The organism is Psychrobacter sp. I-STPA10 (genome assembly GCF_021012795.1).
Taxonomy (GTDB): Bacteria; Pseudomonadota; Gammaproteobacteria; order Pseudomonadales; family Moraxellaceae; genus Psychrobacter.
Genome location: NZ_VFYU01000006.1, coordinates 12109 through 30355, shown reverse-complemented (window position 1 = coordinate 30355; position 18247 = coordinate 12109). Strand labels below are relative to the sequence as shown.

Annotated in this window: 17 protein-coding genes; 8 read left to right on the top strand and 9 right to left on the bottom strand. The window is 39.1% G+C overall.

Features of this window, described 5'->3' with window-relative positions:
* Positions 1-104: 104 nt before the first annotated feature.
* Entirely contained in the window at positions 105-1067 is a 963-nt protein-coding gene (locus tag FHK89_RS03250; RefSeq protein WP_230656723.1) for an IS30 family transposase, read from the top strand.
* 22 nt (positions 1068-1089) lie between these two features.
* Here FHK89_RS03250 and lolD read toward each other — a convergent pair whose 3' ends face one another.
* Both lolD and FHK89_RS03240 read right to left on the bottom strand, forming a co-directional pair.
* A complete protein-coding gene (gene lolD / locus FHK89_RS03245) occupies positions 1090-1770 on the bottom strand; it encodes a lipoprotein-releasing ABC transporter ATP-binding protein LolD (protein WP_230656721.1) in 681 nt (226 codons plus the stop codon).
* Positions 1771-1877: 107 nt separating this feature from the next.
* Positions 1878-3113: a lipoprotein-releasing ABC transporter permease subunit gene (locus FHK89_RS03240; protein WP_230656719.1), complete on the bottom strand. Its 1236-nt coding sequence runs from the start codon at positions 3111-3113 to the stop codon at positions 1878-1880.
* Between the two features lie 496 nt (positions 3114-3609).
* On the opposite strand from FHK89_RS03240, the gene FHK89_RS03235 reads away from it, so the two are divergent.
* Entirely contained in the window at positions 3610-4590 is a 981-nt protein-coding gene (locus FHK89_RS03235; RefSeq protein ID WP_230656717.1) for a hypothetical protein, read from the top strand.
* Between the two features lie 568 nt (positions 4591-5158).
* Here FHK89_RS03235 and FHK89_RS03230 read toward each other — a convergent pair.
* On the bottom strand, positions 5159-5548 hold the full coding sequence (locus FHK89_RS03230; protein WP_230656715.1) for an SCP2 sterol-binding domain-containing protein: 390 nt from the start codon (positions 5546-5548) through the stop codon (positions 5159-5161).
* 1076 nt (positions 5549-6624) lie between these two features.
* Here FHK89_RS03230 and ccoN point away from each other — a divergent pair.
* From ccoN to FHK89_RS03200, 6 genes are all read left to right on the top strand, one after another.
* Complete coding sequence (gene ccoN, locus FHK89_RS03225) at positions 6625-8121, top strand: cytochrome-c oxidase, cbb3-type subunit I (protein WP_230656713.1); 1497 nt, start codon at positions 6625-6627, stop codon at positions 8119-8121.
* A 9-nt stretch (positions 8122-8130) separates the two neighbouring features.
* A complete protein-coding gene (gene ccoO, locus FHK89_RS03220; RefSeq protein WP_230656712.1) occupies positions 8131-8769 on the top strand; it encodes a cytochrome-c oxidase, cbb3-type subunit II in 639 nt (212 codons plus the stop codon).
* Positions 8769-8945 carry a cbb3-type cytochrome oxidase subunit 3 gene (locus tag FHK89_RS03215; protein WP_230656710.1) on the top strand — a complete coding sequence of 59 codons (177 nt, stop codon included), beginning with the start codon at positions 8769-8771 and terminating at the stop codon, positions 8943-8945. The genes ccoO and FHK89_RS03215 overlap by 1 nt, the downstream gene beginning before the upstream one ends.
* A complete protein-coding gene (locus FHK89_RS03210) occupies positions 8942-10072 on the top strand; it encodes a c-type cytochrome (RefSeq protein WP_230656708.1) in 1131 nt (376 codons plus the stop codon). The genes FHK89_RS03215 and FHK89_RS03210 overlap by 4 nt, the downstream gene beginning before the upstream one ends.
* Before the next feature lie 270 nt (positions 10073-10342).
* Positions 10343-11752: a cytochrome c oxidase accessory protein CcoG gene (gene ccoG / locus FHK89_RS03205; RefSeq protein ID WP_230656706.1), complete on the top strand. Its 1410-nt coding sequence runs from the start codon at positions 10343-10345 to the stop codon at positions 11750-11752.
* 198 nt (positions 11753-11950) lie between these two features.
* Positions 11951-12568, top strand: a complete 618-nt coding sequence (locus tag FHK89_RS03200; protein WP_230656704.1) for a FixH family protein — start codon at positions 11951-11953, stop codon at positions 12566-12568.
* 142 nt (positions 12569-12710) lie between these two features.
* On the opposite strand, the gene FHK89_RS03195 is transcribed toward FHK89_RS03200, so the two are convergent.
* The 6 genes from FHK89_RS03195 to FHK89_RS03170 form a co-directional block, all read right to left on the bottom strand.
* Positions 12711-12869, bottom strand: a complete 159-nt coding sequence (locus FHK89_RS03195; RefSeq protein ID WP_230656702.1) for a hypothetical protein — start codon at positions 12867-12869, stop codon at positions 12711-12713.
* A gap of 166 nt (positions 12870-13035) precedes the next feature.
* Complete coding sequence (ttcA, locus tag FHK89_RS03190) at positions 13036-14136, bottom strand: tRNA 2-thiocytidine(32) synthetase TtcA (protein ID WP_230656699.1); 1101 nt, start codon at positions 14134-14136, stop codon at positions 13036-13038.
* A 106-nt stretch (positions 14137-14242) separates the two neighbouring features.
* On the bottom strand, positions 14243-15220 hold the full coding sequence (ruvB, locus tag FHK89_RS03185) for a Holliday junction branch migration DNA helicase RuvB (protein ID WP_230656697.1): 978 nt from the start codon (positions 15218-15220) through the stop codon (positions 14243-14245).
* A 234-nt stretch (positions 15221-15454) separates the two neighbouring features.
* A complete protein-coding gene (gene ruvA, locus FHK89_RS03180; RefSeq protein WP_230656695.1) occupies positions 15455-16087 on the bottom strand; it encodes a Holliday junction branch migration protein RuvA in 633 nt (210 codons plus the stop codon).
* A 50-nt stretch (positions 16088-16137) separates the two neighbouring features.
* Positions 16138-17178, bottom strand: coding sequence for a class II fructose-bisphosphate aldolase (gene fba, locus FHK89_RS03175; RefSeq protein ID WP_230656693.1), 1041 nt, complete (start codon positions 17176-17178; stop codon positions 16138-16140).
* A 557-nt stretch (positions 17179-17735) separates the two neighbouring features.
* Positions 17736-18122: a hypothetical protein gene (locus FHK89_RS03170; protein WP_230656691.1), complete on the bottom strand. Its 387-nt coding sequence runs from the start codon at positions 18120-18122 to the stop codon at positions 17736-17738.
* Positions 18123-18247: the final 125 nt, after the last annotated feature.

Sequence of the window (18247 nt, the reverse complement as noted above, 5' to 3'; positions counted from 1 at the left end):
TCCTTAGATTCAAATAAGAGATGCAACGTTTTAGATAAACGAGAAGAAGAGGTAAGATGTGGCATGTTGCACTTCACTCTTCAACTCCTACATATCGGAACGTCATGAAACACTACACACATCTTACCTGTGAACAAAGATACCAAATATCAGGCTTATTGCAAACAAAAACATCGATAAGTGAAATAGCCAGAATTATAGGCTGTCACAAATCGACCATAAGTCGAGAGGTAAAACGAAATACAGGGCAACGAGGATATCGACCTGCTCAAGCCCATCGACTAGCAACAGAGCGTAAAGCAAAGAATAACGCAAAGATAACAGGTTTTGGTTGGGCTTATATTGAATATTTATTAACCAACTACTACTCACCCGAACAAATCACAGGGCGATTAAAATTATTAGGATGGCAAGACGTACCGAGTCATGAATCCATATATCAGCACATCTATGTGGATAAAAAAGCAGGCGGTGAATTATACAAAGTCTTAAGATGTCAAAAGACTTATAGGAAACGAAGCCTACAAGGTCAAGATAGACGAGGCAAAATAGCTAATCGCAGTGATATTACCGAGCGTCCTAGTATCATTGAAGAACGTAGTCGTATAAGTGATTATGAAGGTGATACTGTTGTTGGTAAGGGACATAAAGGTGTATTGGTGACGTTAGTAGATAGAACAACCAGAGAAACTAAAATTAAAGCATTGCCGAATCGTAAAGCTCAGAGAGTAGCTCAAACTTGTATTGATTTACTCAAAACCGAGCAAGCATTAAGCATTACTTTTGACAATGGTAAAGAGTTTGCTGGGCATGAGACAATAGCAACTCAGCTAAATGCTGATGTTTACTTTGCTCAACCTTATCATTCTTGGGAAAGAGGAACTAACGAGAACACGAATGGCTTAATTCGTCAGTTCCTTCCTAAGTCGATGAGATTGGATAATTTATCTGATGAGTTGGTTCAGTCCATTGAGGATAATTTAAACAATCGTCCTAGAAAGGTGCTAGGTTTTAGAACGCCTCTTGAGGTAAAATCTAGCTTTGGGGGCGTTGCACTTCATTCTTGAATCCAAGATCTATAATCAGCCGCTATAACTCAGCCCACTGACCATTTCTTAATAACAACTGTCTATCTGCCAATGCCGCCAGATTACGGTCATGAGTGACCATCAACAGTGCCGTTTGCAACGTGCTTTGTAGCTCAGCAAGCAGACCAAACACACTTTGAGCATTGTCATAATCCAAATTACCCGTTGGCTCATCTGCCAATACTAAAGAAGGATTGGTGACCAATGCCCGAGCAATGGCGACTCGTTGCCGTTCCCCGCCTGACAGCTCACCTGGTCGATGTGGCAGACGATGCCCCAGTCCCACTTTTTCTAGCAAATCCACCGCCCGACTGCGCGCCTCATCAATTGACACCTCTTTACGCATCAATAAGGGCATGGCTACATTTTCAATGGCAGTAAACTCAGGCAATAAATGGTGAAACTGATAAATAAAACCCAAATACTGATTACGCATCTGACCTCGCTGCGTCTCATTCATATGATTTAAACATTGACCATGTAACCAAACTTCACCTGATGTTGGCACATCTAATCCACCTAATAAATGTAGCAAGGTACTTTTTCCAGAGCCACTTGTACCCACAATGGCAATACGTTCACCCGCTTTTACTGTCAAATCCAGCCCAGTCAATACTTGGGTACTGATATTACCTTCATCGTAAATTTTACTGATATTGGTTGCTGTTAAAATAGCACTCACAAGCCTTCCTTATTTCATAATACTTTTAACTAAATTTACAAATAATTGCTCATAAAAATGACTGCGTTTCTGCCTTTATTAAAGGCAAATCTGTTAAAGGCACACCATTATTCATAGCGTAAAGTCTGTGCTGGTTGAATTTTTGCAGCTCGGCGTGCAGGATAAATCGTCGCCAAAAAGCTCAATAAAAACGAAGTACTGGTAATAATCAGCACGTCCAACCAACGTAATTGTGATGGCAGATAATTAATAAAATAAGCATCAAAAAGATGTAACGCAAACGTCTGATTGACCCAGCCCAAAATTTGCCCAATTGTTAAAGCAAAAAATACCCCAAGTATCGTGCCTGCCACTGTACCAATCACCCCAATCACCACCCCTTGTACCATAAATACTTGGGTAATCAGCTTTGGAGATGCACCAAAAGTTTTTAAAATGGCAATGTCTGCTTTTTTATCTGTCACCAACATCACCAAACTTGAGACAATATTAAAGGCAGCCACAAGAATAATTAAAAACAGCAATAACCCCACCATTGCTTTTTCCATTTGGATTGCACCAAAAAGATTGCCATGTGTTTGTGTCCAATCATTAGGATAAAGCATAGTGGGGGCAATATTTGCAGCCCGTTGTGCCGCATCTGGTGCTTTAAAAATATTATTCAACTTCATACGCACACCCTGCGCACCTGAAGGTAAACGTAATAATTTTGCTGCATCCTCCATTGGAATAAATGCCACCAAATTATCTACCTCACGGCTAATATTAAAGACACCCGATACAGTAAACCGCTTAAAACGAGGAATCACCCCAGCAGGAGATGGTGATGCTTCAGGCAACACCAACGTCACCTTATCCCCTACTTGTAGTCCCAGTGATTGCAGCATACTCTCACCCAGCACAATGGTAAAATCACCTGACTTAAGTGTATCAATACTACCCTCAACCATGTGCTCACCAATAATAGACACATTTTTCTCATACTCAGGCTCAATGCCAGTAACCATAATGCCAGCCACTTGTCCATTGGCTGTCAACATGCCTTGCAGCTCAATAAAGGGCGCAACAGCTTTGACCTCTGGGTCTTTTTTAATCTCCTCTGCCAACAAAGACCAATCGGTAATAATCTCAGGTGCGCTCACCGTCGCTTGCGGCACCATACCTAAGATGCGAGTTTTTAACTCACGGTCAAAACCATTCATCACTGACAAAACAGTAATCAATACCGCCACACCTAAAGTTAAGCCCACCATAGAAATCAATGAAATGAGTGAAATAAAGCGATTGCTACGCTCAGCACGGGTATATCGTAATCCAAGAAATAACGCTAGGGGTCGAAACATAATTTATACTCTATAATCTGACACAAAATCACAACGCCACTATATATACATATAGCGTGAATATTACACACACTATGCATACAAAAAAGCTTGAGACAAGTTACCAATCATAAAAAAAGCCATAGTTTGACACAAAAAGACAGCCTATGGCTATGTTTAATGGCAACAGGCTACTTTTCTATAGCAAATGTTTGATAAAAGCGTAAGTCAAATAAGCTAATCATATTTAACTTGAGCAAAATAAGAACCACTAAGAACCTGTATGCATAATCCAAAAACTGGATATTAAACCTAAGTATTTTAGGCAAAAAACCACCATTGTGAGGTTTGAATACAGCTTCTAAGGTTAAGATGCTTGTATTTTTATCATCTATCCCTATTATAAAAACTAAGTAAGCAAATATAAGTTATTAAATATAATAAAAATAATGATTGAGTCACTGACTGTCACTCAATAAAAAAATCCATTAACCATCAACTATTAAGCCGATATACCATGACCACACGTTATAAATACCAAACTGCTCAAGTAGCAACTAAAACACCAACTACACCAACTAAAGTGACCTTATCAACCGAACAAACTGCGGGTCATGGTGATCACTGGCGTATTCTTAGCCATGATGTCAGTGAACAAGTGCCTAGTTGGTTACGCCAAGCCATTGATACTGCTGCCATGCCAACAGGTCTCAATCAACAGCAAAATACAGACACCCAGCCCTACCTATTACTCTCAGACAATCAGCCTTGCCACATTAACCAAATATTAGCCATGCTAAATGGCAAACCACAACAATTTGTCAACGCCTATCCTTGTGTCAATAGCCCTTATGGCTTGAACTGCAAAATTGAGCGCATCATTGTCAATGAGCAAACTCAAGATGCGGTATTACGCTTAGTAAGTGAAGATGGCAGCGTGATTTATGCCTTTGATCAAATTTATACCGTCAATCATGATCAATATCAAAAAGATAAAAAATACTACGTTAATCTAAGTGCATGGGCTTATCAGATACAGCTTAGTGATCAAGATGAAGTGGTACGAGTCGAAGACCCTGATGCCATCCGCTATCATCGTGCCTTTAATGATATCGTTGCTGCTAACAATGGCATACCACCTGAGGACATCGCCGAACAAATCAAAGCTTGGCAACCAGATAGCGATGTCACACTTGCCCCTGTGGAGATAAACCTAGGTCACATGTGTGCCTATTTATTTGGTGAAACATTTGGGCAAGAAGATGAAGCATGGTGTCAAGGTCAAGTGCTGGGTATGCAAACCACGACTTTTTTTGGTCAGGACATTACCTTAATGGATGTGGTGATATTGCGAGAACCTGATGCCGATCCTTTTGTCGTCAGAATGGCTACGCCCTCTCTTTCTATAACAGATAAAATTGCAGTACACGACTATATCCAAGCCAATATATGGTTACAAGCGGCTGTTTATAGTGAAAACCAACAAAATGACGCTTAAGTTATGCTATTTATCCGTTTTTTATTGACTTTATAGCTGGGTTTTATTTACAGAGAGTAAGCAACCAAGTATCATGGTTAGAATTATTAAAAGTTAGAAATGTTAAAATTTTCACACTCCCCAGATACCATTTAAATACCAGATACGCCTACTCTTTGTGTAAGTTGAACCTTATGAAACCAGAAAACCTCAAGACTTCTTACCCATGGTTAACAAAAACAGGCTTATCAACTCATTCTACCAAGACATTCACTGCTAGTCTGACCACAAACCATAAAAAAACACCACTTTTTGCACATTTGTTTATAAGTCCAACAAAACACCCACCTGTATGGATGGCTATTTGCTTTTTTATCACAGGTATGGTGTTGGCAATACATATCTTGCACTAGCACTCCACTACTACTTGAAACTTAGTTGCAATTGCATCACATAAACAAAAAAGCACCCTAAGGTGCTTTTTTGTTTGATACAGCATAAAACCAACAGTTGAGATGCACAAATAAGTTAAAAAACTTAATTAACAAACTCACTCACCAAAAAGCTTAGTTAGAGAATTAATAGAAAATTACGCTTGTTCAGTAATCGACATGATATTTTCAAACAACTGCTTTTGCTCATCACTCGGTCTGGCACTTTGTAGTGTCATTAATTGGCTCATATCACCTTCAACACGAATATTACCTGACATAAATGCTTGCATGGCTTTATTCATATCAAAGTCAAATACCAAATCTTTGAGTGCTTCTTTGTTTAAACTCAGCGTGGTTGGTGCATTAGTCTCACCTTTTTTTAGCTTGCCTTCAGATAAATACGCTTGCACATCACCACCTTCAGCATCAGTCACCTTTAAATTCATAGACATATTAGCCAATGCTGGTGGTAGATTAAGATCACCAGCTTCCTCACCCAAACGCTCTACTTCACTAAACCATTCATCTGTTAAAAAAACCGCCATAATAAATATCCTATTGTTTATAAAAAATAAATACAAAATAAAATTGATAAGACTATCAATTCATCCTTGCTGTTGTTTATCAGTTTAAGTAGAAGTCTAAAAGTTGTATAATTTACTCAACTTCTGTCCTGATTGTAGCAATACCAACTTTGAGTGTCTTAAAAATTTATGACTCATCATGTTGTATTTATATTACGCAATTCTAACCTAATACTATCAGCATATCAGTGACTCATATTCATCTATATTATCTATTATTACCAAGTAACTTAGTAGTATTTAATTTGGTATTTGATGGTATTAGCTGGTCATCATACAATGACCAATATCCATTCTAGTACTATAAAATTAAATACAAGGACAATCTTGATATTTACGCTGGTTACTCATGGTAAATGCTCTTAAATTTATAAGACTGATATATGACTAAGTTTTAATGTTACACAGCATAATACTTGTGATAGCCCTATAACAGCAGTGCTTATCATATTTATTAGATTAATATAGCTAAGATAAGTTAAAATAATGGCATTATCATATATGCTATAAACATAGACCTAGATGACCCAAATAAGTAATGATAATCATCTATATTTTTAGTAAAAAAAGTGAGTATTTTGCTAAAAACTGTGTTGACTAACCTTTTCCTTACAAATATTATGGGTTTTTTACTATTTGACTGTCTCGTCAGATGATATTTTTATAGCTTTAGGTTACAATAGGACAATATTTAGACAAAATCGGGAGTTTAACTATAAGATAACAGTAATATATCCTCAACTGAATGTGTAATTTGTATGTTGATTTTGGATTATTTACTTAAGTAGCCATCGCCACTGTAGTTATAATAAATGTGACAGGAAACGCTTTACAAAGCGAATGTACCTATCAGCAATCAATGTAAAGTTCATTAAATTTTTGGTTAATTTGTTTATTCGATTAATAAACAACTAAAAATACAACTTTACAATACAGTGTATAGCAATCTGTGATCTCTTTGAGAAACTGCATTGGACGATGACTTAATTTCTGTAGTTATTTCTGCTGATAATTCGGGCTGTAAAGGAAATCCTCCAATGAGTTTACAAAACACAGCAGTCGCCTCAATCGACCAAGAGTACGAAATCACTATTGTACGGTTTTTTACTATTATGACAGTGATTTGGGGCATCGTCGGAATGGGCGTAGGCGTATTTATCGCATCGCAATTGGCTTGGCCATTTCTTAATTTTGATATACCTTGGCTGACTTTTAGTCGATTAAGACCACTTCATACCAATGCCGTTATTTTTGCTTTTGGCGGCTCTGCATTATTTGCCACTTCTTACTACATTGTACAGCGAACGTGTAAAACACGGCTTTTCGCTCCTTATCTGGCGTGGTTTACTTTCTGGGGTTGGCAGGCAGTCATCGTCTCTGCTGCCATCACTCTACCATTAGGTTATACCACCACAAAAGAATATGCAGAGCTTGAATGGCCCATTGATATCATGATTGCCGTGGTATGGGTATCTTATGCCATTGTGTTCTTTGGTACGATTATTAAACGTAGAACCTCACATATTTATGTAGCAAACTGGTTCTTTGCTGCGTTTATTATCACCATTGCACTATTGCATATAGTCAATAGCCTTGCTGTTCCGTTAGACTTAACCACACTCAAATCATACTCACTATTTGGTGGTGCAACAGATGCCATGGTGCAGTGGTGGTATGGACACAACGCAGTTGGCTTTTATCTTACTGCTGCTTTCTTAGGTATGATGTACTACTTTGTACCTGTACAAATTGGTCGTCCTGTTTATTCTTATCGTCTATCTATTGTTCACTTTTGGGCACTAATTGCCTCATATATGTGGGCAGGTGGACACCATTTACATTATTCTGCACTTCCTGACTGGGCGCAATCTTTGGGTATGGTATTTTCTATCATCTTATTTGCACCATCTTGGGGTGGTATGATTAATGGTGTACTTACTCTATCAGGTAGCTGGGACAAACTGCGTACTGACCCCATCATTCGCTTTTTGATTGTTGCATTGTCATTTTATGCAATGTCTACTTTCGAAGGTCCTATGATGTCAATCAAAACGGTGAACGCACTATCACATGACACTGACTGGACAATTGGACACGTTCACTCAGGTGCGCTAGGTTGGGTGGGTATGATCACCATTGGTTCTTTATATGTACTATTACCACGTATTTATAATAAACCTAAGATGTACTCAATCAGTTTAATTACCACCCACTTCTGGTTAGCAACTGCAGGTACTATTTTCTATATTGTCTCTATGTGGATCTCTGGTATTGGTCAAGGCATGATGTGGCGACAAACCAATCCTGATGGCACATTAGCATATACCTTTATCCAGACAGTTGTATTCTCTCACTATCCTTACATTGGTCGTGCATTTGGTGGATTCTTATACCTCTCTGGTATGTTTGTAATGGCTTATAACTGCTACAAAACCCTTAAGATGCCTGATGCAAAACCTGTTGGCACTGCTGATCCTACTGATCATGATACGTTGCCACTCAAGGATATTGATACACAACCTGTGAAAGTTTAAGGAGCAATCATGGCGGGTTCACCACATGAAATAATTGAAAAAAATGCAGGTCTATTGGTCATCTTTATCGTGATTGCTATCAGTTTTGCAACCTTGGTTGAGATTGTACCATTGATCTTTGATGAAACAGCGAGTGACAAAGGTGGTGTAAACGAACCATTACCAACAATGCAGCCTTGGTCACCGCTTGAATTAGCAGGTCGAGACATCTATATTCGTGAAGGTTGTCATGTCTGCCATACACAAATGATTCGCCCATTACGTGCTGAAGTTGAGCGTTATGGTCCTTATTCAAGAGCAGCAGAATCTGTTTGGGATCATCCCTTTTTATGGGGCTCAAAACGTACAGGACCAGATTTAGCCCGTGTGGGTGGACGTTATTCAGATGACTGGCAACGACAGCATTTGATTGCACCTCGAAGTTTGGTGCCAGAATCAGTGATGCCAAACTTCCCATGGCTTGAGCATAACGAAGTAGATAGTACGACCATTCAACAAAAAATGCGGCTTTTCCGTGATCGCTTTGGCGTACCTTACACTGAAGAAGACATCGCAGGTGCTCCAGACCAAGTGCTTGGTGCAACAGAGCTTGATGCATTAGTTGCTTATCTTCAGCAGCTTGGTACTGCTATGGAGGGTCAACGCTAATGAGTCTCAGCATATTACAATCTATTGCCACTTTAGCCGCTTTCATTGCGTTTTTGGGTATTACTTGGTGGGCATATTCACCAAAAAATAAAAAACGCTTTGAAGAAGATGCACAGCTTGCGCTTGATGATGATCCTATTTTGTCAAAAAAACAGCGCAATAAGGATAAACAATGAGCATATTTTGGAGTTCATGGATTACTATCTTAAGTATTGGCTGTTGGCTATTTATTATTGGCGTGCTATTTTTGGTATTAAAATATAAGCCAAGCTTAGAAGAAGATGGTACAACTGGTCATGCTTATGATGGCATACAAGAATATGATAAACCCTTACCTAAATGGTGGTTAGTCATATTTATGGGTTCTATCGTTTGGGCCATATTATACTGGCTATTATTCCCTGCCCTACTCCCAGGAATATGGCATGGGGTGACAACTGTAAAAGTTGATGGTGAAGATAAACCTTGGACATCAACCAATGAGCTATACAGCAATCTTGAAACCAACAACCAAATTTTTACTGATAACTTTGAAAAGAATATTCTGCCAGATGCCGCTGCTGTACAAACACTGAATAAAATAAGTGAGCTACAGGCCGAGCAGCGTCGCGCCGAAAAACCTTCAGCAGAGTTACAAACCCAAATTGATGAGAATATTAACAGCTTAGCACCATATGTTATTACCTTATCAAAAGAGCCTAGAGCCCTAATGATCGGACAACGCCTGTTTTTACAAAACTGTGCGCTTTGTCATGGTTCAAGTGCTCATGGTGCCGTAGGCTATCCGAACCTAACTGACAACGATTGGTTGTATGGTGGGGAAGCTGAAAATATCTTAGCAACAATACATCATGGTCGTATTGGTGGTATGCCTGCATGGCGTGATGATATTGGTGAAGATGGTGTACGTGCTGTCGCCGAATATGTGTTATCACTATCACCCAATCATGGTAATGTTGCAGGACGTAACTATGACAATGGTGAGTTAAATAAAACACTTGTGGCACAAGGTAGCGCAATATTTGAGCAAAAATGTGCACTTTGTCATGGTCAAGATGCTAAGGGTATGCATTCAGCAGGCGCACCTAACTTAACAGATAACATCTGGCTGTATGGTGGTGAGCGTGAAGTAGTTCGTAATACTATCCGTCACGGTCGTGCAGGTGTGATGCCAGAATGGGAAAGCAAGCTAGGTAATGAACGTATTATGCTACTTGCTGCCTATATCTATTCATTACGTAATGATCCAACTGCACCTGCTGCCAGTGCGCCTACCCCTGCACCAGCAGCGACTGTAGAGTAAAGCAAACGGCACATTTATTCGCATTAAAAAAAGGACTGTTAATGCAGTCCTTTTTTTATAATAAACATATAAAAAGGGATAGTTTTTTTAATAACTACCCTCATATAAAATATATCTATGATGTATGTTTACACTGATATGCAACTCAATAATTAATGCTCCCTATATCAATTGCTAAACCAACTAGCAATATCTTATATATTGTTATGTTATTTATTCATTTTTAAAAGCCAGCCAGCAAACTGACTCTTTATAAACAAAGGTGAAAGTATGTCAGCACAGCAACCAAACCAAATACCCGTTCACCAAGTCGATCTTGATGCCACAAAAAAACAGGTTCACCCTCGTTTTGTTAGAGGTTTATATCAAAATATTCGACTGGTCAGCATGTATTTTTTACTGGCTTTATTTTTAATATTGCCATGGCTTAGATATGATGGACGCCAAGCGATATGGTTTGACGTTCCTTCACAACACTACTATATTTTTGGTTTAACCCTGTTTCCACAAGACTTCTACTTTGTGGCATTATTTTTTATCATTGCAGCATTTACCTTATTTATGGTCACCGTTTATGCAGGGCGAGTTTGGTGTGGCTATGCTTGTCCACAAACTATTTGGACACATCTATTTCAGCATGTTGAAAAGTGGGTGTTAGGCGAACGTAACAAACGCTTTAAATTTGATAAAGAACCTTTATCCGCAAAAAAAATAGCAAAACGGCTACTTATTTATAGTATTTGGTTTATTTTTTCAATCATCACCGCAGCGACGTTTGTCAGCTATGTGGCAAGTACAGACTTTTTATATGGCAGTTGGCAAAGCCTAGCAGGTATTCCTTTCCCTGATTGGCCAGTATGGGTATGGGTATCAATGTTTATCTTCACCTTTGCCACTTATGCCAATGCAGGTTATATGCGTGAGCAGATGTGTATTCACATTTGTCCTTATGGTCGTTTCCAAAGCGTGATGTTTGACAAAGACACTTTGATTGTCTCTTATGATTACAATCGAGGCGAACCACGAGGCCCACGCAAAAAAGGGACGCACCCTGATCACCTAGGTGACTGTGTGCAATGTACCATGTGTGTGCAAGTCTGCCCGACTGGTATTGATATCCGTGATGGTTTGCAGGTCGCCTGTATTCAATGTGCTGCCTGTGTTGATGCTTGTAATGAAATCATGGATAAGGTCGGTTATCCTCGTGGGTTAATACGTTATACAACTGAGCGCCAACTGGTCGAAAAAGAAAAAAGCCGCTTACTACGTCCACGCTTATTTGCATATTCAGCATTATTAATCTTTTTGATTTCAGTTGCTGTATATACACTGACCGATCGTGTACCGCTTGAAATTGATGTCAGTCGTGATCGCAATCAGCTCTCTTATATCAATACTGATGGGTTTGTTGAAAATAACTATATCATTAAGATTACCAACAAAACTCAGCAAACACATGATTATTTAATTACCCTGGCAGCACAAGATGGCTTAAGCCTACGTACTCGCTTTAGTAGCTTACCGCTAGATGCAGGGGAGAGTTATGATCTGCCTGTGACCGTCGTCGGTGATCCTGCTGTTGTTGCTAAAGGACAAACACAAATTATCTTTAATGTCGACAGTAAAGATGGTCAGTATCATGCTGAAAGACAAAATGTCTTCACCACTCAAGGACAATAATAAACTAAGGTTAAGATTGGAGACTGATGTTATCAGTCTCCAAATTTTATCAATACATATTTATCATTAGAGTGAAACCCTGCTGATATAAAAAAGTAAATATCACGTCCAAAATATTCTTGTTAATATTGATATACTACACTTATCCCAAAAGAATGTTTTAGTCGCAATATTCTACAAATGACAAAAGAGACACTAATGGCAAATCACAACCTGCCCTCATCTAAAACAGCAACCCCACCAAATGATTTTAAACATCAAGACTCCCAGCCTTGGTACAAAAATTACATGGTCATTATTTTTGTTATTGGACTACCTGCCTTTGTTGTTGTGGCTTGTATATGGTTTGTATATTACTCTATGCAAATCAAAGACACAGTTGTACGTGACGACTGGTATATGGATGGCAAAACTTTATATCAAGATGTCTCACGTGACAAACTTGCTCATGATTTAGATATCAATGGTAAGATGGTATTTAATGCAGATAATTCTATTGATTTTTACTTAGATTATCCGCAGCAAAGTCTACAAGATGGGATTTTATTAAATGGTGCACCACTGACTTATCCAAAAACATTAGATTTGTCCATCTCCCATGCAACAGACATCAATAAGGATCGTGAAACGCAACTGCTACATCAACAAGATAATCATTATACAGCAACGGTGCAGCTTGACCCCCTACCCTCTAAGTATTATGTTCAAGTAAGCAATCAAGGCGAGCAAAATTGGCGATTACGTGAAGTTGGTCAATTGCCTCAAGCCAAAATTAGTTTCCACCCTCTAAAAACATTTGATGACATCAAAGAATAGCCATCAAAAAAACCAAGTCCTTAAATAACAAAGACTTGGTTTTTTATAGTCATATCTATTAATTTAATAATATGACAGGTATACAAAAGACTAAGGCAGATTGAATATTCCATCATATCCTAGCTCTTTGAATTCAGACACACTATTTTTGTTCAGTATGGTGATCGTGCTTTTCTGCCTCTTTTCTTCTTAATCTATGTTGATACTTTTCACGATAGTGGTTTTTTTCTTCAATATGACCACCTGTCTCTTTGATCCAAAGCTCATACTCTGGGCTATTTTTAAAACTTTCTTCTGTCATCATTATATCCTTAAAGATTAATTAAATTTATAAAGTACCTATAATTTATAAAGTACCCATACTCCTTAATAATATAACATATTTTGTATGTTTTTTAACCCATACCCTAATAACAACAACTTATAATAAAACTTAAATTGTATAAAATATCTTGGATATTTCTGTATTACAGTATAGGGTTGATAACTGGTATTTTTTTATCAGATGTTGATTTATTATCACGACGACTTGTACTAGGATCATAAATACTCACATCTGGATTGGTGGGTAAGCCTATTTCTGCTAACTCATCGGTTTGTCCTGCTTGAATGTTATCACCTTCAAACTTGCGTATCTCATCATCACGCTCTAGGCTTAAGCCCTCAAAATCAAACAATTCTCTATCCGCAAGTTGTGAGGGAGCCACATTTTGTATCGCTTTAAATATCGAAGCCAGACGCTGTGGGTGAGCATCATCCCACTCTCTGAGCATGTCATTAATAATGGCACGTTGTAGATTTTTTTGACTACCACAAAGATTACAAGGAATGATGGGAAAGTCTTTATAACGAGCATATTTGATAATGTCTTTTTCTTCCACATAGGCTAGTGGGCGAATAAGAATATTTTGTTTATCATCACTGAGCAGCTTTGGGGGCATCGCTTTAAGTGAGCCACCATGAAATAAATTAAGAAAAAAAGTTGCCAAAATATCATCACGATGGTGCCCTAACGCAATTTTGGTCGCTCCAATTTGCTTAGCAAATCCATACAATGAACCACGGCGCAAACGAGAGCAGGCAGAGCAATAGGTTTTACCTTCGGGCACAACACTTTTGACAATACTATAAGTATCTTTTTCTAGGATATAATGGGGAATACCTTGCTCATTGAGATAGTTCGGCAAAATATCTTCAGGGAAACCAGGTTGTTTTTGATCCAAATTAACCGCAACAATATCAAAATCAATCGGAGCAATGCGCTTTAAAAACAGCAGTATATCTAATAAAGTAAAGCTGTCTTTACCACCTGAGATACACACCATCACCACATCGCCATCTTCAATCATATTGAAGTCACGTATTGCCCATGATACCAATTTGCGTAGTTTTTTTTGTAGTCTACGAAAACGGGCTGAGTCTGTACCATTATGCTCAGTAACACCCTCATTTGTCTGCTTGGCATCTGTATTTGGCAACGTATCACTATTGTGCGTTGCTGTTGTCTCAGCTTTGGCAGTATCGACTGTATTAGCTGCATCAGTAATGTGGCTTAGGGTCATACTCATAAGTTGGCTCAGTGGTTATTAAAAAATAGCGCAATTATAACAAAATTTTTACAGCAGACCTATGTTGCCCATCTTATCTGTTTTATATTTTGTTTACAGTTATTGACTACAATGATGCCAATGCCAGTTGTGTTAATACTCGACCACGAGCAGTACGCAGCACATATCCTTGTTGGATCAAATAGGGCTCAATGACATCTTCTAATGTTCCTCTGTCCTCAGCCATGGCAGCGGCAATTGCCTCTACCCCCGCAGGACCGCCATTAAAGCGAGCATGCACCATCTCAATATAACGTCTATCTAGATGATCAAGCCCTCGCCTATCAACAGCCAACATATCTAATGCACTGTCTGCTATATCACCCGTTACTCGACCATCACCTTTGACTTCTGCATAGTCACGTACACGCCGCAGTAGCCGATTGGCAATACGAGGTGTTCCTCTGGCGCGTCTGGCAACTTCTAATGCGCCCTCGGGAGTCATATCAATATTCATCAACCGCGCAGAGCGGGTCACAATGGTGGTCAAATCTTCTATATTATAAAACTCTAAACGCTGCACAATACCAAACCGATCGCGCAGCGGTGAGGTTAATAATCCTGCTCGGGTAGTCGCTGCTACCAAGGTAAATTTTGGTAAATCCAATTTGATAGAGCGGGCAGCAGGCCCCTCTCCAATCATAATATCTAACTGAAAATCTTCCATTGCAGGATAGAGTATCTCTTCAATCATGGGGCTTAGCCGATGAATCTCATCAATAAATAATACATCACCTTCTTCTAGATTGGTTAACATCGCTGCCAAATCTCCAGCCCGCTCAAGTACAGGCCCTGAGGTTGAGCGCAAATTGCCGTCCATCTCACGGGCGATGATATTGGCAAGGGTTGTTTTGCCCAGCCCTGGTGGACCAAATATTAAAGTATGATCTAAAGACTCCCGCCGATTACGAGCAGCACCAATAAAAACTTCCATTTGCTCACGTACCACAGGCTGACCAATATAATCACTTAATCTGGTGGGACGTATGCCCATATCAGGGGCATCATCAGTACGCTCTAACGGGTTAATTAAACGATTTTGCATGCTCTCTTATATTTCCTTAATTTAATTTAGTACCATGTACCCATATTGTCATATTTAGATGCAAGTATTTTCCATGTTTGGGTTCAAGTATCAAGATAGCATACGATAAAAAATATACTTTCGCATGCTGATAATCATAAAATATAAAAAAAGACGACATTGATTGTCGTCTATAGTTTGAACACTAAATACTTAACACAGCGTGAGCAACATAAAATCTCATATTAGGATGCACTAAAAATTAGATAACTGTTTTAACGTCGCTTTTAATAGCTGCTGCGTATCCAACATTGCCTCTTCACTGCCTGCTTGATCTGCCCGAGCAGCTTTGATCGCTTGCTGTGCCTCTTTATCCCGATAACCTAGACTTAGCAGTGCTGCTTCTACCTCAGCAATCATCACCGCTTCTGTATTAGCAGCTGGCATAAACAACTGTCCATCTTCCATAACCGCAGATATTTCCATATCTTTGAGCTTATCTTTTAGCTCAATCAATAAACGCTGTGCTGTCTTTTTGCCAATACCTGGAATACGGGTTAATGCAGCTTCTGAATCTTGATCCACGTGCATTTTCAGCTCCGCTGCCGACATCGCCGACAACATTGCTAATGCCATTTTTGCACCAACCCCATTAATTTTTATTAGCTTACGAAATACATCTCGATTACTTTTATCAACAAATCCATAAAGCAATTGTGCATCTTCACGTACATGCAGGTGGGTCCAAATACTCGCTTCGGTGTGCATCTGCAACTGACAAAAGGCAGGCAAAGGCAACTCTATCTCATAGCCAACACCAGAGGCTGTCAGCACACATGCCATTGGTGCATTAAGTAACACCACCTGCCCTTTAATCAATCCAATCATGTCTATATTCCTACTAAGCTAATCAATCTAAGCGAACACACAAATATTGATTAAGTATTATAAAACTCAACCATACTCTCAAGACTAATGGGGCGTATTTTACTGGCGTGTCCAGCCGTACCAAAGGCTTCATAACGAGCAATACACAAATCCATCATTGCATCCATTGAGGCTTTAAAGGGCTTACGTGGATCAAAATCACTTGGATTTTGTGCTAAATAACGACGCATCGCACCAGTTGAAGCCAAACGTAAATCGGTATCAATATTAACCTTACGCACACCATGCTTAATCGCCTCAGCAATCTGCTCAACAGGTACACCATAGGTTTCACCCATATCACCACCGTATTCATTAATCACTTTTAGCCATTCTTGTGGCACACTAGACGATCCATGCATCACAAGGTGGGTATTAGGTATACGAGCGTGGATCTCTTTGACCCGCTCAATCGACAAAATATCTCCTGTGGGTGGGCGGGTAAATTTATAAGCACCATGACTGGTTCCAATAGCAATGGCAAGCGCATCGACATTGGTATCTTTAACAAACTGCTCAGCTTCATCAGCACTGGTCAAAAGCTGGCTGTGATCAAGCACACCTTCTGCACCCACGCCATCTTCTTCACCTGCCATGCCCGTTTCAAGACTACCCAAACAGCCAATTTCACCTTCAACAGATACACCACAAGCATGTGCCATTTCGACCACTTGCCGAGTCACTTGGGCATTATAATCATAGTCGGTTGGGGTTTTACCATCTTCAGCTAATGAACCATCCATCATCACTGAAGAAAAACCTAACTGAATAGAGCGCTGACACACGGCTGCACTGGTACCATGATCTTGATGCATTACCACAGGAATGTGAGGCCACTCTTCAATCGCCGCTAAGATCAAATGACGTAAAAAAGGAGCACCTGCATACTTGCGTGCGCCTGCGCTGGCTTGCACAATGACAGGAGAGTTTGTCTTATCTGCTGCCAACATAATGGCACGCATCTGTTCTAGATTATTAACATTAAAAGCAGGCACACCATATTGATGCTCTGCTGCATGATCAAGCAATTGCCGTAAGGATATTAAAGCCATATCTATCTCTTTTTTAGGTACTATGCAGGAAAATTAAAAATCACAAAAAAACAGCGCATATTATAGCAAAATAGTAGAAGCACATACATGCACAGTCAGTCTAATGTCGTGTCTATTAATTAGCCTATCGAGAAAAACGAGTGCAAGTACTACAACTAGTAGGCTCAACAAGTGTGACAAAGCTTGGTTATTTTAAAGAATTGGTATTAAGGGTCTGTTGAACTTTCACCCCGTTAGGCTAATATCTACCAAGGATACGACTACTTTTTACTTTCAGGTAAAAATTGGCTAAATTTTCCTATGAAGATGAATGTTCAACAGACCCTAGATAAAAGTCACATAAAATATACGCCCAATTTTATCTTACCAGATATAAAATAAATGTATAAAACAACAAAAAAGACCTTAGTAATTACTAAGGTCTTTTTCCTAAATTTAATTCTCACTTACTTTAAAATAAAGGCTCCCTAAATCTAATTTAGTTCACTTTTATTTATATGAGCTACGTCACTGCTTAACCTAACACTTTTTAATACTGTTTAAATTAACAGTTTAAATTAATACTGTTGCTCTTCAGCAACTTCGTGCTCAACTTCATGTGCGTCTGCATCTGCTGCTACATTTTCTGCACCATCTTGAACATGTGCAGCACCATCAGCAACTGCATTGGCAGTATCAGAAACTACTTTATCGGTACCTTCAGCAATGGCATCACCCGTATGAGCAACAGCATCAGTTACTGCTGCTCCAGCTGTTTCCGCACCATCTACCACATCTTGACCAGCAGCTTCGGCATGATTTGCTATATCGTCACCAGCATTATCAACGGCAGCATCAACATGTTCAGCAGCGGCATCTGCATGCTCTTCTGTTTGTGGACTACAAGCCATTAAAGTAGCAGTAGCTGAAAACAAGGTAATAAGTAGCATATTACGTTTTAACATTGTGATTCCTCACTGTTCATAAATAATTCGAGTACATTCTAACGATAGATTAACTAAAATTGCAAGTGATGTGTCTTAAATTTAACAAAAAATAACTACTCACTCGTCCATTTGATACAGTTTAA

Bases quoted from the DNA above. Each gene is read 5' to 3' on its own strand.
- FHK89_RS03250 (WP_230656723.1), top strand. From the start codon at position 105: ATGAAACACTACACACATCTTACCTGTGAACAAAGATACCAAATATCA.
- FHK89_RS03240 (WP_230656719.1), bottom strand. From the start codon at position 3,113: ATGTTTCGACCCCTAGCGTTATTTCTTGGATTACGATATACCCGTGCT.
- FHK89_RS03235 (WP_230656717.1), top strand. From the start codon at position 3,610: ATGACCACACGTTATAAATACCAAACTGCTCAAGTAGCAACTAAAACA.
- FHK89_RS03230 (WP_230656715.1), bottom strand. From the start codon at position 5,548: ATGGCGGTTTTTTTAACAGATGAATGGTTTAGTGAAGTAGAGCGTTTG.
- ccoN (WP_230656713.1), top strand. From the start codon at position 6,625: ATGAGTTTACAAAACACAGCAGTCGCCTCAATCGACCAAGAGTACGAA.
- ccoO (WP_230656712.1), top strand. From the start codon at position 8,131: ATGGCGGGTTCACCACATGAAATAATTGAAAAAAATGCAGGTCTATTG.
- FHK89_RS03215 (WP_230656710.1), top strand. From the start codon at position 8,769: ATGAGTCTCAGCATATTACAATCTATTGCCACTTTAGCCGCTTTCATT.
- FHK89_RS03210 (WP_230656708.1), top strand. From the start codon at position 8,942: ATGAGCATATTTTGGAGTTCATGGATTACTATCTTAAGTATTGGCTGT.
- ccoG (WP_230656706.1), top strand. From the start codon at position 10,343: ATGTCAGCACAGCAACCAAACCAAATACCCGTTCACCAAGTCGATCTT.
- FHK89_RS03200 (WP_230656704.1), top strand. From the start codon at position 11,951: ATGGCAAATCACAACCTGCCCTCATCTAAAACAGCAACCCCACCAAAT.
- FHK89_RS03195 (WP_230656702.1), bottom strand. From the start codon at position 12,869: ATGACAGAAGAAAGTTTTAAAAATAGCCCAGAGTATGAGCTTTGGATC.
- ttcA (WP_230656699.1), bottom strand. From the start codon at position 14,136: ATGAGTATGACCCTAAGCCACATTACTGATGCAGCTAATACAGTCGAT.
- ruvB (WP_230656697.1), bottom strand. From the start codon at position 15,220: ATGCAAAATCGTTTAATTAACCCGTTAGAGCGTACTGATGATGCCCCT.
- ruvA (WP_230656695.1), bottom strand. From the start codon at position 16,087: ATGATTGGATTGATTAAAGGGCAGGTGGTGTTACTTAATGCACCAATG.
- fba (WP_230656693.1), bottom strand. From the start codon at position 17,178: ATGGCTTTAATATCCTTACGGCAATTGCTTGATCATGCAGCAGAGCAT.
- FHK89_RS03170 (WP_230656691.1), bottom strand. From the start codon at position 18,122: ATGTTAAAACGTAATATGCTACTTATTACCTTGTTTTCAGCTACTGCT.